Source organism: Streptomyces sp. NPDC052012 (assembly GCF_040689265.1).
Classification (GTDB): domain Bacteria; phylum Actinomycetota; class Actinomycetes; order Streptomycetales; family Streptomycetaceae; genus Streptomyces.
The window spans coordinates 24,214-39,894 of sequence record NZ_JBFAXA010000011.1 but is presented as its reverse complement, the minus strand read 5'-3'; the positions used below and the strand labels follow the sequence as shown (position 1 = coordinate 39,894).

Here is a 15,681-nt window from a genome sequence, read left to right as displayed (position 1 = left end):
TCGAAACGGAAGCAGTACCTACGCTTCCTTGCTGCGCGGCTGCCCACCGGCGGTTCCCTGAAACACGGGCGGAGAAACGGTTACCGAACAGAAAAGGCTTGTTTCAGTCGGCTTCGATCCGATTCGATCGGTTCCGATCGCTGCGCGGTGGGGTAGGCGCCGCTCGAACAGCTCCGACATGCGCACCGGCAGGCCCATACCATCTGCGGCCCGGCAGGGGGCGCACATTGCGGCAAGGGGGCGTGAACTGTCGGGCGTGCCGACTACATTCGTTCAGACGGCGGGCACACGCTGGATCCGGGCGGCGCGGCACCGGGCCGGGGTGCCAGGGGAGGAACTGGGGGTGAGGGGCCATATGGCGACCAGGGAGGTACCGCCCCGCTGGGACCGGAAGATGCAGCAGCGGCTCGCCCGCGGGGAAGCGGCCGCCCTCGGTGAGCTCTACGACCGGTTCGCATCTCTCGTCCACGGCCTCGCCCACCGCGTCCTCGGCGACGAGCACGCCGCCGACGGCATCACCCACGACGTCTTCGCCCACGTCTGGGAACACCCCGACGCCTACGACCCCAAGCGGGAACCGCTGCGCACCTGGGTCGCCGCGCTGACCCACCGGCTGGCCGTCCAGCGCCTGCGCGCCACCGAGACCGCGGCGCTCGCCCGCGGCGGCCCCGGCAGCACCGAGGACCTGGAGCGCAAGGTGCGCCACGCCTCGGTGGCCGCCCGCGCGGACTACATCGTCCAGTCCATGCCGGCCCCGCTGCGCGCCGCGCTGGAATCGGCGTACTTCAAGCGCCGGGATTACCGCCAGACCGCCGCCGACCTGGGCGTCACCGAGGACGAGGCCCGCCGCCGGCTCCGCCTCGGCCTCCAGCTGCTGGCCACGGCGCACGACACCGCCGCTCCGGGAGCGACGGGCTCTCCGGGCACCCCGCCCGGAATCGGGGGTGCGGCATGACGGAGGGCGGTGACGACTTCAAGCCGTACGACGACCCGGACCCCTCGCCCCGCATACCTCTCCCCCGGAACTCCGTGGAGGACAGCGGGCGGCCGTTGCCCGGGACCGGGACATCCGAGGCCGGGGCACCCGAGGCCGGGACACCCGAGACGGGGACAGGAGCGCAGAGCGGCGTGGAGCCACTGGTGCTGGACCATCCGGTGCTGAAATCCCTGCTGGGCGCGTGGGCGCTGGCCGCCTGCGCCCCGGAGGAGGCCGCGGCCGTCGAGGAGCATCTCGGGGAGTGCGGCGCCTGCGCCGACGAGGCGCTGCGGCTGCGGGAGGCGGTCGGCCTGCTCCAGCGTCCCGAGAGCCTCGACCTGAACCCCGCGCTGCGCACCCGCGTCCTGGAGTCCTGCCTGGAGCGGCGCCCGCCGCGCATCCCCGTCCCCGAGTGGGCCGCCGCCTACGACGCCGAGACCGCGCGCCTGGACGCGCTGCTCCAGGACTTCGGCGACGCGGAGTGGCACGCGCCGGTGCGGCTGCGCTGGTACGAGGCCGACGAGGCGACCAGTCGCCGTACCACCGTCGCCGGGGTCATCGCCCACCTGATGACCGTCGACGGACTCGTCGCCGTCGCCCTCGGCCTCGACGACCCGCTCGGCGACGTCACCGCCGAGCGGCCCACCCCGGCGGCCCGCACCGAGGCGTACTGGCGGGCCGCGCACTTCCCGCCCACCCGCTCCGTGCGGGCGCCCTGGCGCGAGCAGAGCCACAACCTCGTGCGCACGGTGTCCTTCACGGGCGGCGAGGACGCACGCGGCCGCATGACGGTGCCGTACGGCGACTTCGCGCTGCCGCTGCACGACGCGATGCTGGACCGCGCCTTCGAGTGCTGGGTGCACGCGGAGGACATCGCCGACGCGGTGGACTACCCCTACGACCCGCCCTCCGGCCGGCATCTGCACCGCATGGTCGACCTGGCGGCGCGTCTGCTGCCGACGGTGCTGGAGGCGCGGCGCCGGTCGGGGCTCGCCTCACCGGTGGAACGGCGTCTGGTCGCCGCCGGTGAGCCCGGACGCAGTCTGCGGCTGGAGATCGAGGGGTCGGGCGGTGGGGAGTGGCTGATCCCGCTGGACTCGCCTGCGGCGAAGGGCTCCGCCGAGCATGAGGTGGCGCATGTCGCGCTGGACGGCGCGGAGTTCTGTCGTCTGGCCGCGGGTCATGTACCGCCGATGGAGGCCGCGGCGGGGCAAGTGGGTGATCGGCAGGCGATCAGGGATGTGCTGTTGGCGGCGGCGAGCTTGAGCCGGATGTAGGGGTGGGTCTGCTGTTTCGCCGGCGGCTGCGGTTGAGTGGGGGCTGGTCGCGCAGCTCCCCGCACGATCAGCCACACACCACTCGCAGCCGCCCGACCACGGATGAACCCGAGCTCTCAGGCGAAAACGACCGTCCGCCGCCCGTTCAGCAGAATCCTCCGCTCCGCATGCCACTTCACGGCCCGCGCCAGCGCCTGGCACTCCACGTCACGCCCCACCGCCACCAGCTGATCCGGCGTGACGTCGTGCCCCACCCGCTCGACCTCCTGCTCGATGATCGGCCCCTCGTCGAGATCCGCGGTCACATAGTGCGCCGTCGCACCGATCAGCTTCACACCCCGCGCATGCGCCTGGTGGTACGGCTTCGCGCCCTTGAAGCTCGGCAGGAAGGAGTGGTGGATGTTGATGATCCGCCCGGACAGCTGCTTGCACAGATCGTCGGAGAGGACCTGCATGTAGCGGGCGAGGACGACGAGTTCGACCTTCTCCTCCCGCACGATCTCCAGCAGCTTCCCCTCGGCCTCCGGCTTCGTGTCCTTCGTCACCGGAATGTGGTGGAAGGGAATGTTGTACGAAGCCACCAGCTCGGCAAAGTCAGTGTGATTGGACACCACCCCGGCGATCTCCACGGGCAGCGCCCCGATCCGCGCCCGGAACAGCAGGTCGTTCAGGCAGTGCCCGAACTTGCTGACCATCAGCAGGATCCGCATCTTCTCGTCGGCGCGGTTTATCTGCCAGTCCATCTGGAAGGAGTCACCGATCGCCGCGAAGCTCGCCCGCAGCTTCTCCACCGTCACCGGCGCCTCGGCCGAGAAGTGGACCCGCATGAAGAACAGTCCGGTGTCGTGGTCGCCGAACTGCTGGCTGTCCTCGATGTTGCAGCCGGTCATGAACAGGTAGCTCGACACGGCGTGCACGATGCCCTGCTTGTCGGGGCAGGACAGAGTGAGGACGTACTGGTCGGCCGGGGCCGCGGCTCGGGTGGACTGCTCGTTCATGCAGAAAAGGGTCCCACACCCGCCTCCAGGCAGGAGGGACCGTCCCGTCAAGCGGACCGCGTCAGGATCCGCAGCACCTCAAGGGTGCGCGGCGGAGCGTCCGGGTCCTCCCCGTCGCTCGTGGCCATCCGCACATGCGCGTCCCGCGCGGCCCGCACCGCCTCCGGCCACCCGGCGTTCTCCAGGTAGGCGGTGACCGGCGCGTCCGGCCCGACCTGGTGCATGATCCGCAGCACCCGCAGCACCGCGGTGTCGACGAGCGCCGCCTCCTGCGAGTCGCGGAAGATCGTGCCGACGTACTTCTCCGCGGACCAGTTGTCCAGCCAGGTGTCCTCGACCAGCCGGTACACGGCGTCGGTGACGTCACCGTAGCCGTCCACCCCGGCCAGCCAGACGTCCCGCTGGAAGACGGGGTCGGAGAGCATGTGCAGCGCGGAGCGCACATTGCTGCGCCAGCGCCACCACGGCATGTCGTTGAGTGGCATGCCGCCCATGGTGGAGGAGCGACGGCCGCGACGGGAAGAGTTCTCCGAACCTTGCACGGTCGTCGATCGTACGTTTCGGCCCCGCGCGTCTCACCACGGACCCCGTAATTCACCTCCACGTCACCACCCGTTGACCAAGGGTCATCTCAAGGTTGGCCATGTGACGGAATCGTGCGTGTCCATGACCGGCAGGCGACGCAACCGCAGCACGTTCCTCCCCCGCCTCCTCACCCGGCCCGTCAGAGCCCGTGCCCTGACCACGGGCGCACTGGTGGCGTGTGTGTCGCTCGCCACCGGCTGCGGGATCGTCCCCGGTGTCACGGGGGGCTCCGGGGACGACGACCCGATCATCGTGATGACCTGGGCCCCGGAGAACACCGACACCACCAACAAGCCCGGTATGCCCGCGTTCGCCCGCGCCTACGCCCGCTGGGTGAACTCCCAGGGCGGCATCAACGGCCGCGAGCTCCAGGTCCTGACCTGCAACGACCAGAACGACACCGTCGCCGCCTCGCGGTGCGCCGGGCGCGCCATCGAGGAGAACGCCGTCGCCGTCGTCGGCTCCTACAGCCAGCACGCCGACTCCTTCCTGCCCGCCCTCGAGGGCGCCGGCATCCCGTACATCGGCGGCTACGGCATCACCAACAACGAGTTCACCAGCCCTCTGTCCTATCCCGTCAACGGCGGGCAGCCGGTGCTGCTGGCCGGACTCGGCCGGACCCTCGCGGACAGCTGCGGGCCGGTCACCCTGATCCGGCCGGACACCATCGCGGGCGACCAGCTGCCGCCGCTGCTCGACTCGGGCCTGACGGCCGGCGGCCACGACCCGGCCGGCGACCAGCGGGCCGCGGAGGACGCCACCGCGTACGACGGCCATGCCCAGCTGGCCCTGGAGCGCACCACCACCGATCCGACCCGGCAGGGATGTGTGGTGCCCGCACTCGGAGACCGCACGGGCACCTTCATGGACTCCTTCCGCCGGGCCCGCGAGGACTACCCGGAGGTGCGCACGGCGACCGTGCTGGGCAGCGTCGACCAGACCACGATCGACGCGTCCGGCGGGGCGTCGGGGCCGTACGAGGGCTCGTACGTCACCGGCTGGTACCCGCAGGCGAGCGACGAGCGCTGGGACGCGATGAAGGACGTGATCAAGCAGGAGGCGTTCGGCGACAACCGGATCGATCCCGCGGACGCCGGGGTGCAGACCACGTGGATCGCCTACACCGTGTTCAAGCAGGTCGTCGAGTCGCTCGGCGACGGCGAGGTGAGCGCCGACACGGTCACCGACGCGCTGGACAGCGGCCTGAAGGTCACCACGGGCGGACTCACCCCCACCCTGCAGTGGGAGTCCCAGGACGAGCTGGCCGCCGTCGGCTTCCCGCGCATGGTCAACGCCCACGTGACGCAGCAGGTGGTGCGGGACGGCCGGCTCGTCGCGGCGCGCAAGGGCTTCACCGACGTGACGAAGACGCTCCAGGCGGCCGACCTGGCGTGAGGCCCCCACTCCGGGGGGCCGTCACAGCTGGGTCGGCTGGCGCTCGGTCAGGCCGTACTGCCGGGCGATCGCGTTCCACAGCGGGGCCGCCTTGCCCTTCTCCGCGGTCGCGGTGCCGCTGGCCCGGTTCCCGGCCTGGGTCTGGCCGGTCGCCCGCGCCTGGCCCTTCTTGCACATCTTGCCCTTGGCACCGGCGACCTGGTCGGCCCACACCGCGTAGTGGTTGTCGGCCGCCGCCGACGCCTGCCACGCCTTGGTGAGCGCGGTGGTCAGCTCCGTGTGGCGGGGCAGCTTGTCCACGGACAGCCGGGAGAGGTCGGTGACGAGCTGGGTGCGCTGCTTGGCCGCGGCCCGCAGGTTCTTCGCCGCCTGGGGCAGATTGCGGCACGCCTTCACGTCGGCCACCGACTTGATCACGGTGCTGCGGCTGTCACCGCTGTCGGCGAGCAGCTTGTCCAGCGCCACGGCCTGCTCGCGGACGGGATCGGCGGACGGCGAGGGGGAGGCGGACGCCTGCTCGCTCGCGGGGGCGGTCGCGGAGACCGTCTGGTTCTCGTCGCCGCCGTCGTCCCCGCCGTCACCGGCGAGCAGGGCGCCCGCGCCGATGCCGACGGCGGCGATCACGACGCCGACCACCGCGAGCAGTGGCACCCGGGAGCCGGGACGGCCACCGCGGCTGCCCCGGCCTCCGCCGGACGGCGTACGCACGGCCCGCGCCGGCCGGGGCGGCTGGGGCTCCTCGATGCGCGGGAGCTGCTGGGTGGACCCGACGGGGCTCCCGGCGCTGTCGCTGCGGAAGAGGTTGTCGAACTCGGCCGGCGGCTGCCGGTTGCCGTCGCCGGGCGCGGCGCCGTAGGGCGGTCCGGCGGGCTGGCCGGTGACCGGGGGGATGTACTGGGTGGCCTCGGCGTCGGGGTTGCCGACGGGCACCTGCGGGGAGGCCTGCGGGGGCCGCCGCAGGGAGCGGGTCTCCTCGGAGTCCTGCCCGGCGGGCATCTCGGGCGGCAGCGCGCCCGGGCCGACCGGGGGTATGTACTGCGTCGCCCCCTCGTCGGCCCCACCGCCGCTCACCGGCGGTATGTACTGAGTGGCCCCGTCGGCCCCGTCGGCCCCGTCGGGCGCGGGCCCGCCCGGAACGGGCGGCAAGTACTGCGTCGCCCCCTCGGGCGACACGGGCGGCAGCGGGGCGGCACCGGGGGAGGCACCGTAGGCGTGGCTGCCCGGCGCCCCGTACCCGGCCTGGGCGTCGGGCGAGCCGGGTCCGGCCGAGTGCCCGCCGGCGCCATGTCCCTCACCGGCGCCGTGCTGCGTGGGAGCACCGTGGCCGGCCTGCCCGGCGCCCGGCTGCGCGGACGCGCCGCCGGCGCCCTGGACGCCGCCCGCCGGCGGGAGCGGGCCCGGGCCCTGGTGCGGCAGCGGGGCGCCGCTGTGGTCGTACGAGGAGGAGTGAGGGGCGGGGGTCTGCGGCGGGGCGCCCTCGGGGGGAAGCGGGCCGGGGCCCGGCTGCCCCGCGGGCCGCTGATACGGGCCGGGGGCGCCCTGCTGCCCCGCGGACGGCTGGTGCGGGATGGAGGCGCTCCCGCTCCAGGACGCCGGGGGCTGGGTGTCCCACTGCGCGGAGGCGGAGGACTGGGGGTGTTGCCAGTCCTGGCCGGGGGGCGCGGTGGGGGGCTGCTGGTGCGGGCCCTGGTCGGGGCCCCACGGCTGGCCCCAGGTCTGGCCGCCGGGGGGTGCGGAGGCGGGGGGCTGGGCGGACGGCTGGGCCGGTGCGGTGCCGGACGGGGTGCTCGTCATGCCCGGCAGCAGGGGCTCACCGCCGTCGGAGGGCAGCACGATGCCTTCGCGCGCCGGGCGCGACGAGGGCTCCTCGCCCTGTCCACTCTGCGTCACCGGGACTCCTACCAATGGGGGACCTTGTGAATCGTCGGGTCACGCTACCGGGTCCCCGGAGCCCGGTGCCACGCAGCACAGGACGTGATCTCCTGCCCTGTGAGCGCAGTAACAGAACCGCCTCACGGCACGCTGTTCATGTCACCTCCCGCGCTCCGGCCGCCCGTTGTCCGCGCGTTCACCCGCCCGTTCCTTCCGTGTTCACGCCGCCGTCTGCAGCCCCGTGCGCACCCCGAACTCCCGCACCACCGGCTCCTCTCCGAACGGTTCGAGGCGCTGCTGGAAGTCCTCCAGGTACTCGGCGCCCCGGTTGGACCTGAGCCCGTCGAGGAGTTCCACCGCCTTCAGGCCCGTCGCACAGGCCTGTTCGATCTCCCGCTGCTGCACCTGCGCCGTGGCCAACAGCACATAGCCGATCGCCCGCCGCCGCGCCCGCGACTCGGGATGCCCGGCCAGCGACTCGCGTGCGCACCGCGCCGCCGCCTCCGCCTGCCCCAGATCGCGGTGGCAGTGCGCCAGCTCGTCCGCCAGATACGCCTCGTCGAAGTGCGCGATCCACACGGGGTCGTCCCCGGACGCCGGATCGGCCGCCTCCATGGCGCTCACCGCCCGCCCGACCGCCGTCTGCGCGGCGCGCGCGTCGCCCATCAACGCGTGCCCGCGCGCCTCCGCGGCGTGGAACATCGCCTCCGCGCGGGGCGTCACGCGCCCCCGCGCGCCCTCCTGTGCCGCACGCGCCAACTGCGCGATCTCACGCGGGTTTCCGAGCTGCGCGGCCAGATGACTCATGGACGCGGCGAGCACATAACCGCCGTATCCTCGGTCGCCCGCCGCCTGGGCCAGCCGCAGCGCCTGGATGTAGTAGCGCTGCGCGAGCCCCGGCTGCCCGGTGTCCACGGCCATGTACCCGGCGAGCTCGGTCAACCGCGCGACCGCGGCGAACAGTTCACGCCCCACCGTCTCCCGGTACGACCCGGACAGCAGCCCGGAGACGACGCTGTTGAGGTAGTGCACGACGACCGGCCGCACATGCCCGCTGCCGTACTGGTGGTCGAGATCCACCAGGGCCCGGGTCATGTCCCGCACGGCCGCCACGTCGGACCGGCCCACGCGTGGCCCGGCCGAGCGCGCCACCTGCGCGTCGGGCGTGGAGATCAGCCAGTCCCGGCTCGGCTCCACCAGCGCCGAGGCGGCGACGGCCGAGCCGGACAGGAAGTCCCGCCGGCCCACATCGCTGCGCCACAGCTCGCAGACCTGCTCGATGGCCCCCAGCACCGTCGGCGAGAACTGGAGACCGACACCCGACGCGAGGTTCTTGCCGTTGGCCATGCCGATCTCGTCGATCGTGACCGTACGGCCCAGCTTGCGGCCCAGCGCCTCCGCGATGATCGCCGGTGCGCGGCCCCGTGGCTGCTGGCCGCGCAGCCAGCGGGCCACCGACGTCTTGTCGTAGCGCAGGTCGAGGCCGTGCTCGGCACCGCACATGTTGACCCTGCGGGCCAGCCCGGCGTTGGAGCATCCGGCTTCCTGGATGAGCGCCTGCAACCGCTCGTTCGGCTGCCGCGCGACGAGAGGCCTTGCGGCCATGGCGTAACCCCCTGTGGCTACGGTGCCTGCCCACACACCGAGTTGACGTGCTCTTCCGTGGCCGTGCTCCTCACGTCCCGGCGAGAAGCTCCGGCCCGTGAAGATCAATGCCCCGCCGATCTGCCGAAAATGCGGGACTTATGAGGATTGCCGGGGTGACGGCATGCGGACTCGCTCGCCGGCCCCCCTCGTGGCTACCCACCCGCGGGCGCCGTTCCTCCCGCGCGCCCCCACCCGTGCACCCATGCGCCCCGGATGCGGAGCCGGTGCTCCGCCCCCGCGCACGCGCCAAGGCGTAACCCCTGGTGACGGGCGTAGTTGTGTTCATCGTGGAAGAGACGATCCCGGGCACCCAGGCCGCACAGATCCCGAAGCAGCGCGGGGAATCGCTGCTGGACACCGCAGTTCGCTATGCCGAGGAGCGTCACTGGGACGTGTTCCCGGGCACCTGGCTGGAGGCCGCCGACGGGGTGCAGCGCTGCTCGTGCGGTGACGCGGCGTGCCCCGCGCCGGGCGCGCACCCGGCCCGGACCGACTGGCCGACGCAGGCGACGGGCAGTGCGACCGTCGCCCGCCGGATGTGGCAGAAGCAGCCGACGGCGTCGATCCTGCTGCCGACGGGGCGGACGTTCGACGCGATCTCCGTACCGGAGACGGCGGGGTTTCTCGCGCTGGCGCGGATGGAGCGGATGGAGCTGACACTGGGGCCGGTGACGGTGACGCCGGCGCGGCGGATGGAGTTCTTCGTGCTGCCGGGCGCTGCCGCGAAGGTGCCGGATCTGGTGCGGGGGCTGGGCTGGTCGCTGCCGTCTCTCGATCTGGCCGTGCTCGGTGAAGGGGCGTACGTGGCCGCGCCGCCCACGCGGGTGGGGTCTCGGGGGGCCGTGCAGTGGGCCTGCCGGCCTACGCCTGCGAATCGGTGGTTGCCGGATGCGGAGGAGTTGATCTCGGCGCTGGCTTATGCGTGCGGGCGGGATCGGTAGCGGCTCGTCTGCCTGGTTGATCGTCTTTCGCGGCTGCGGGTTGTCTGTGGCTTGTCGCGCCCACGCGGCGGAGCCGCATATTGGACAGAGCCCCGCGCCCCTTTAGGTTGGCCTCCATGACGTCGGCCGTAAGTGTGCGTGGGCTTTGGAAGCGGTTCGGGCAGCAAGTCGCTGTTGCCGGGATCGATCTCGAACTGCCCGCCGGGAAGTTCATCGGGATCGTCGGGCCGAACGGGGCTGGGAAGACGACCACCTTGTCCATGGTGACCGGGTTGTTGCGGCCCGATCAGGGGTCCGTGGAGGTCGTCGGGCACGACGTCTGGCGGGACCCCGTGGAGGTGAAGGCCCGGATCGGGGTGCTGCCCGAGGGGCTGCGGCTGTTCGAGCGGCTGTCGGGGCGTGAACTGCTCGCCTACTCGGGGCGGTTGCGCGGGCTGCCCGGTGCCGAGGTCGACAAGCGGGCCACCCAGTTGCTCGACGTCCTCGACCTGGCCGGTGCCCAGCACAAGCTGGTCGTCGACTACTCGACCGGCATGCGCAAGAAGATCGGGCTGGCCGCGGCGCTGCTGCACAATCCCGAAGTGCTGTTCCTGGACGAGCCGTTCGAGGGCGTCGACCCGGTGTCCGCGCAGACCATCCGGGGCGTGCTGGAGCGGTACACCGCCTCCGGGGCGACCGTGGTCTTCTCGTCGCACGTGATGGAGCTCGTGGAGTCGCTGTGCGACTGGGTGGCGGTGATGGCCGCCGGGCGGATCCGGGCGCACGGTCCGCTCGCCGAGGTGCGCGGCGCCGCGCCCTCCCTCCAGCGGGCGTTCCTGGAACTCGTCGGGGCGGACGGGCGGGACGCCTCCTCCGACCTCGACTGGCTGGGCGGCGGGGCCCGGTGAGCGCGCCCGCGATCACCCCCGTCGTCGTACGGCTGAAGCTGTCGCTGCTGCGCAACGGCCTGCGGCAGTCCGGTGGCCGCAAGGCCGCCTACATCGCCTCCGCCGTCGTCACGCTGCTGTTCGCCGCGCTCCAGCTGATCGGCCTGATCGCGCTGCGCGGCGTCGGTCACGCCGAGTCGCTGATCGTGCTGCTCGTCGCGGTGCTCGGGCTGGGCTGGGCGGTGATGCCGCTGTTCTTCCCGAGCGGCGACGAGACCCTGGACCCGACCCGGCTGGTGATGCTGCCGCTGCGGCCCCGCCCGCTGGTGCGGGCGCTGCTCGCGGCCTCGCTGGTCGGCATCGGACCGCTGTTCACGCTGTGCATGCTCGCCGGTTCGGTGATCACCGTCGCGCACGGCGGTGCCGCCTTCGCCGTCGGCCTGCTCGCCGTCCCGCTGGCACTGCTGGTGTGCGTGGCACTCGCACGGGCGGTCGCCGCGGCCAACGTACGGCTGCTGACCAGCCGCAAGGGCCGGGATCTGGCCGTGCTCAGCGGACTGGTGATCGCCGTCGGCGCGCAGGTGGTCAACTTCGGTGCGCAGCGGCTCGGTTCCTCCGGCCTCGGGGAGCTCGACCCGGTGGCGGACGTGCTGCGGTGGATCCCGCCGGCGTCCGCGATCGGTGCCGTACACACGGTGGGCGAGGGGTCGTACGGGGTCGCCCTCGCGCAACTGGCGCTGAGCGCGCTGGCCCTGGCGGTGCTGCTCGCCCTGTGGTCGCGGTCGCTGACGAGGCTGATGACCGCGCCCGACGGCTCCACCCTGCAGACCGGAGAGACGGCCGTACGGGAGCACGCGAGCGGCGGCCTCGCCCGGCTGCTGCCCCCCGGCCGCACGGGTACGGCGATGGAGCGCAGCCTGCGCTATGTGTGGCGTGATCCGAAGACCAAGGCGGCCTGGGTGACCTCGCTGGCCATCGGGCTGATCGTGCCGGTGTTCAACGCCTGGCAGGGCACCGGCTCGGTGTACTTCGCCTGTTTCGCCGCCGGGATGCTCGGCATCCAGATGTACAACCAGTTCGGTCAGGACACGTCCGCGTTCTGGATGGTCGCGATGACCATCTCCTCCACGCGCGACGCCTACGTCGAACTGCGCGCCCGCGCGTACGCGCTGCTGCTGATCACGCTGCCGTACGCCGCCCTCGTCACGGTCCTGACGACGGCGATGCTGGGCGACTGGGAGCGGCTGCCGGAGGCACTGGGCCTGTCCTTCGCGCTGCTCGGCGCGATGCTCGCCACGGGCGCGTGGACGTCGGCCCGCTTCCCGTACTCCATCCCGCAAGAGGGTTACAAGAACGTCGCACCGGGGCAGACGGGGCTCGCCTGGATCTCCATCTTCGGCGGCATGATCGCGGCGGCGGTGCTGTGCGCGCCGGTCATCGCCCTCACGATCTGGTGGAACATCAGCGCCGACGGCGACGATCTGCTGTGGCTGCTGCTGCCGGTGGGCACGGCGTACGGGGCGGCGCTGACCCTGCTCGGCCTGCGGCTGGCCGCGCCGCAGACCGCGCGACGGCTGCCGGAGATCCTCACGGCCGTCAGCAAGGGGTGAGGGTCAGCAAGGCGTGAGCGCGTCGGGGGGCTCAGGTGGTGCGGAGCGAGTCCAGGAACGGTTCGATCGCCGCACGCCAGCCCTCCGGCTGGTCGTAGTGGACCAGATGGCCGGCGTCGGCGACCTCCGCGTACTGCCCGCGGGGCAGGACGCGGACCATCTCCTGGGCCTCCGCGCGGCCGAGCTCGCCGTCGAGGCCGCGGACCACCAGCGCGGGGCACCGCACCTGGGCCAGCTCCTCCCAGTGCGCGTCGTACACCCACGTCTCACGGGAGCGGAGCATCTGCTCCTGGTCGAAGACCGGGCGCCAGCCGTCGGGGGACTCGGCCATCACCTCGGCGTAGAACTCGCCGCGGGCCGGATTGGGCCGCTCCACCCAGGGGTCGTCCTCGCCGAACCACTTGCGGACGTCGGCGAGCGTGGCGAACGGAACCGGCCAGGCCCTGAACCACTCGGCCCACTCGCGCTGCGAGGCCGCGCCGAGCGCGGAGGCCCGCATGTCGCAGATGATCACTCCGCGGACCAGGTCGGGACGCTTGGCGGCGAGCTGCCAGGCCGTCAGGGCGCCCATGGCGTGGCCGATCAGGACGGCGGGCGCGAGGGCGAGCTGTTCGAGGGCGGCCTCGGCGTCGTCGACGTAGGCGTCGCGGCTGTAGGAGGCCTGCGGGGGTTTGTCGCTGCGGCCGTGGCCGCGCTGGTCGAGGGCGACCGCGCGGTACCGCTCGGCGAGCCAGCGGGCGGTGGACGCCCAGTGCGAGGCGCGGCCCATCAGGCCGTGCAGTAAGAGCACGCCCGGGGCGGCGCCGTACACGGGATCGGTGCCCGTCTTGGGCGGGTCGCCGAACTCCCAGGCGGCGAGACGTACGCCGTCCGCTCCGGTCACGCCGATGCGTCGCGCCATTCTCCTGGCACCCCCCAAGCTCGCTGGTCCGCCGTGCTTGCCCTGCCTGTCGTACCGCCCCAGATTATCGAATGCGCATTCGAAAATGCCGTCTCGGCCGGCAACACCCCTCGTTCGAGTGACCCCCGACCAGGATTGATCGCCGCGGACCAGGGGAGATGTTCAGCGGGAGGCGGACCGCTCGGGGAAATCGGTCCGAGGGGAATGACCCTGAGAGCTCGGGGCTCCGGGTCAGCACAGGGGAGGACAGGCCCCGGCGCCATACGGCGCCGGGGCTCCTCACGTGGTCACGGCACATCCTCCCGCCCCTCCCCGGCCGGGGTGACATCGCTGTCCGGCCGGGCCGAGAGGTCCCCGGCAACAGAGAGAACCTCGGGCCATGCCTCACGCGACAGCCTCGCACGCGATCCGGGCGCGCGCTGCGATTCCCCGCACTGGATCTTCGAATCGACGCGATCACGTCGGTGCCGCAGCGGCACCCCGCCGATGGCGCCTATGTCGGAGCCGGGTGTGGAATCGGGCGTCGGAGTCGGGCGTCGGGGCCGGAGTCGCTTCGGCGCCGGAGTCGCTCCGGCGCCGCTCAGGGCTTGGCGACGAAGACGTGGGAGGCCACGTCCGACTCCAGCTCGGCCGCCTCGCCGCCGCTGCCGACCAGCACACCGCCCGCGGACTCCGTCACGCTCACCACCGACCCGGGCTGCACGCCCGCACGGCGCAGCGTGTACATCAGCTGCGCGTCCGTCTGGATCGGCTCGCCGATCCGGCGCACCACGACCGTCTTGCCCTCGAGACCCGGGTCGAGATCGGCCAGCGACACCATCCCCTCGTCCAGGAACGGATCGGCGCCGTCCTTCTCGCCCAGCTCCTCCAGGCCCGGGATCGGGTTGCCGTACGGCGACTCGGTCGGGTGCCGCAGCAGCTCCAGCACGCGGCGCTCGACGGCCTCGCTCATCACGTGCTCCCAGCGGCAGGCCTCCGCGTGCACCTGCTCCCACTCCAGGCCGATCACGTCGACGAGCAGACACTCGGCGAGGCGGTGCTTGCGCATCACGCGCGTGGCCAGCCGGCGGCCCTCGTCCGTCAGCTCCAGGTGACGGTCGCTCGCGACGGACACCAGACCGTCGCGCTCCATGCGCGCCACCGTCTGGCTGACCGTCGGCCCGCTCTGGTCGAGCCGCTCGGCGATCCGGGCGCGCATGGGGACCACACCTTCCTCCTCCAGCTCGAGGATGGTGCGGAGATACATCTCCGTGGTGTCGATCAGTCCGGACATACGTGCCCCTCGATGAGATCTGCGATTAGCTCTGCCGGAGGCTGGACGGCTCACCGGCACGTGCGCTGGCCCAGGACTCAATTCTGACGCATGTCACTGACAACCGTGCGGCGCCGAGAAAACGGTCCCCTCCGGCACCGTAGTACGGACGCCCGGCGCCGTATTGACACGGCAGTGGTCCAGACCGCACCGTGATCCGCAACACAGCCACCCGAAGGGATGCCGCATGAGCGACCGCACGCCGGCCGACCGGTTCCTCGACGCCGCGATCGACCTGCTGCACCGGGTCCGCGACGAGGAGGCCGAGTCCATCACGGCCGCCGGCACGCTGCTCGCCGACACCGTCGCCGACGGCGGACGCCTCTTCGCCTTCGGCGCCGGCCACTCCTCGCTCGCCGCGCAGGACATCGTCTACCGCGCGGGCGGGCTCGCCCTGATGAACCTCCTCGCCGTACCGGGCGTCGTCGGCGTCGACGTCATGCCCGCGACCCTCGGCTCCGCACTCGAACGCGTCGACGGTCTCGCCGGCGCCGTGCTCGACTCCTCGCCGGTCCGCGAGGGCGACGCGCTGGTGATCATCTCCCTGTCCGGCCGCAACGCCCTGCCCGTGGAGATGGCCATGAACGCCCGCGCCCTGGGCGTGAGGGTGATCGGCGTGACGTCGGTGGCCTACGCGACCCAGACCAAGTCGCGGCACACCTCCGGGACGTATCTGAAGGACCACTGCGATGTCGTCCTGGACTCCAAGATCGCGGTCGGCGACGCGGAACTCACCCTCGACAACGTCCCCGCGCCCTTCGCCCCCGCATCGACGGTCGTGACCTCGGCCCTCCTCCAGGCCGTCATGGCCACCGCCGCCGCCTGCCTCGCCGACCGCGGCATCGAGCCCCCGCTCCTGCGCTCCGGCAACGTCGACGGCGGCCACGAATGGAACGGCCGCATCCTGGAGCAGTACCGGGACCGGATCTTCTACCGGCACTGAGACGGGCCGACGGGGAGCGGCGGGGCCGAGCGGGCCGGCGGGGCGAGCGGGACCGGCTGCGGGCTCGGCGGCCGAAGCAGGGCGAGCGGAACGGGCGCGGCACCCCGGCGGCCCGAGCAGGACCGTCGGAGCGGACGCGGCACCCCGGCGGCCCGAGCAGGACCGTCGGAGCGGACGCGGCACCCCGGCGGCCCGAGCAGGGCGATCGGAGCGGACGCGGCACCCCGGCGGCCCGAGCAGGGCGATCGGAGCGGACGCGGCACCCCGGCGGCCCGAGCAGGACCGTCGGAGCGGACGCGGCAACCCGGCGGCCCGAGCAGGACCGTCGGAGCGGACGCGGCAACGAGGCGACCGGAGC

13 protein-coding genes are annotated in these 15,681 nt (G+C 72.8%); 7 read left to right on the top strand and 6 right to left on the bottom strand.

The window, feature by feature from the left end; translation table 11 throughout:
• Positions 1-355 precede the first annotated feature (355 nt).
• Positions 356-955, top strand: a complete 600-nt coding sequence (locus tag AB0412_RS19400) for a sigma-70 family RNA polymerase sigma factor (RefSeq protein ID WP_366403795.1) — start codon at positions 356-358, stop codon at positions 953-955.
• Positions 952-2,253, top strand: a complete 1,302-nt coding sequence (locus AB0412_RS19395; protein WP_366403794.1) for a zf-HC2 domain-containing protein — start codon at positions 952-954, stop codon at positions 2,251-2,253. The genes AB0412_RS19400 and AB0412_RS19395 overlap by 4 nt, the downstream gene beginning before the upstream one ends.
• Before the next feature lie 116 nt (positions 2,254-2,369).
• Here the strand turns inward: AB0412_RS19395 and purU are convergent, their stop codons facing one another.
• Positions 2,370-3,251, bottom strand: a complete 882-nt coding sequence (purU, locus tag AB0412_RS19390; protein ID WP_366403793.1) for a formyltetrahydrofolate deformylase — start codon at positions 3,249-3,251, stop codon at positions 2,370-2,372.
• Between the two features lie 47 nt (positions 3,252-3,298).
• Entirely contained in the window at positions 3,299-3,745 is a 447-nt protein-coding gene (locus tag AB0412_RS19385) for a hypothetical protein (protein WP_366403792.1), read from the bottom strand.
• Positions 3,746-3,917: 172 nt separating this feature from the next.
• Between AB0412_RS19385 and AB0412_RS19380 the strand changes: the two genes are divergently transcribed.
• Positions 3,918-5,231: an ABC transporter substrate-binding protein gene (locus AB0412_RS19380; protein WP_366403791.1), complete on the top strand. Its 1,314-nt coding sequence runs from the start codon at positions 3,918-3,920 to the stop codon at positions 5,229-5,231.
• Positions 5,232-5,252: 21 nt separating this feature from the next.
• On the opposite strand, the gene AB0412_RS19375 is transcribed toward AB0412_RS19380, so the two are convergent.
• Together AB0412_RS19375 and AB0412_RS19370 are read right to left on the bottom strand one after the other, a co-directional pair.
• Entirely contained in the window at positions 5,253-7,121 is a 1,869-nt protein-coding gene (locus tag AB0412_RS19375; RefSeq protein WP_366403790.1) for a hypothetical protein, read from the bottom strand.
• A gap of 201 nt (positions 7,122-7,322) precedes the next feature.
• Positions 7,323-8,708: a transcriptional regulator gene (locus tag AB0412_RS19370; RefSeq protein WP_366403789.1), complete on the bottom strand. Its 1,386-nt coding sequence runs from the start codon at positions 8,706-8,708 to the stop codon at positions 7,323-7,325.
• 320 nt (positions 8,709-9,028) lie between these two features.
• Here AB0412_RS19370 and AB0412_RS19365 point away from each other — a divergent pair, with 320 nt between their 5' ends.
• From AB0412_RS19365 to AB0412_RS19355, 3 genes are all read left to right on the top strand, one after another.
• Complete coding sequence (locus AB0412_RS19365; RefSeq protein WP_366403930.1) at positions 9,029-9,691, top strand: bifunctional DNA primase/polymerase; 663 nt, start codon at positions 9,029-9,031, stop codon at positions 9,689-9,691.
• 116 nt (positions 9,692-9,807) lie between these two features.
• Complete coding sequence (locus AB0412_RS19360; RefSeq protein ID WP_366403788.1) at positions 9,808-10,578, top strand: ABC transporter ATP-binding protein; 771 nt, start codon at positions 9,808-9,810, stop codon at positions 10,576-10,578.
• Complete coding sequence (locus AB0412_RS19355; protein WP_366403787.1) at positions 10,575-12,167, top strand: transporter; 1,593 nt, start codon at positions 10,575-10,577, stop codon at positions 12,165-12,167. The genes AB0412_RS19360 and AB0412_RS19355 overlap by 4 nt, the downstream gene beginning before the upstream one ends.
• 31 nt (positions 12,168-12,198) lie before the next feature.
• Here AB0412_RS19355 and AB0412_RS19350 read toward each other — a convergent pair whose 3' ends face one another.
• A complete protein-coding gene (locus tag AB0412_RS19350; RefSeq protein WP_366403786.1) occupies positions 12,199-13,068 on the bottom strand; it encodes an alpha/beta hydrolase in 870 nt (289 codons plus the stop codon).
• Positions 13,069-13,648: 580 nt separating this feature from the next.
• On the bottom strand, positions 13,649-14,341 hold the full coding sequence (locus tag AB0412_RS19345) for a metal-dependent transcriptional regulator (RefSeq protein WP_366403785.1): 693 nt from the start codon (positions 14,339-14,341) through the stop codon (positions 13,649-13,651).
• Positions 14,342-14,567: 226 nt separating this feature from the next.
• Between AB0412_RS19345 and AB0412_RS19340 the strand changes: the two genes are divergently transcribed.
• The gene (locus tag AB0412_RS19340) at positions 14,568-15,323 is read left to right on the top strand and encodes an SIS domain-containing protein (RefSeq protein ID WP_366403784.1); all 756 of its coding nucleotides are present in this window, start codon (positions 14,568-14,570) and stop codon (positions 15,321-15,323) included.
• Positions 15,324-15,681 lie beyond the last annotated feature (358 nt).

Bases quoted from the DNA above. Each gene is read 5' to 3' on its own strand.
- AB0412_RS19400 (WP_366403795.1), top strand. From the start codon at position 356: ATGGCGACCAGGGAGGTACCGCCCCGCTGGGACCGGAAGATGCAGCAG.
- AB0412_RS19395 (WP_366403794.1), top strand. From the start codon at position 952: ATGACGGAGGGCGGTGACGACTTCAAGCCGTACGACGACCCGGACCCC.
- purU (WP_366403793.1), bottom strand. From the start codon at position 3,251: ATGAACGAGCAGTCCACCCGAGCCGCGGCCCCGGCCGACCAGTACGTC.
- AB0412_RS19385 (WP_366403792.1), bottom strand. From the start codon at position 3,745: ATGGGCGGCATGCCACTCAACGACATGCCGTGGTGGCGCTGGCGCAGC.
- AB0412_RS19380 (WP_366403791.1), top strand. From the start codon at position 3,918: ATGACCGGCAGGCGACGCAACCGCAGCACGTTCCTCCCCCGCCTCCTC.
- AB0412_RS19370 (WP_366403789.1), bottom strand. From the start codon at position 8,708: ATGGCCGCAAGGCCTCTCGTCGCGCGGCAGCCGAACGAGCGGTTGCAG.
- AB0412_RS19360 (WP_366403788.1), top strand. From the start codon at position 9,808: ATGACGTCGGCCGTAAGTGTGCGTGGGCTTTGGAAGCGGTTCGGGCAG.
- AB0412_RS19350 (WP_366403786.1), bottom strand. From the start codon at position 13,068: ATGGCGCGACGCATCGGCGTGACCGGAGCGGACGGCGTACGTCTCGCC.
- AB0412_RS19345 (WP_366403785.1), bottom strand. From the start codon at position 14,341: ATGTCCGGACTGATCGACACCACGGAGATGTATCTCCGCACCATCCTC.
- AB0412_RS19340 (WP_366403784.1), top strand. From the start codon at position 14,568: ATGAGCGACCGCACGCCGGCCGACCGGTTCCTCGACGCCGCGATCGAC.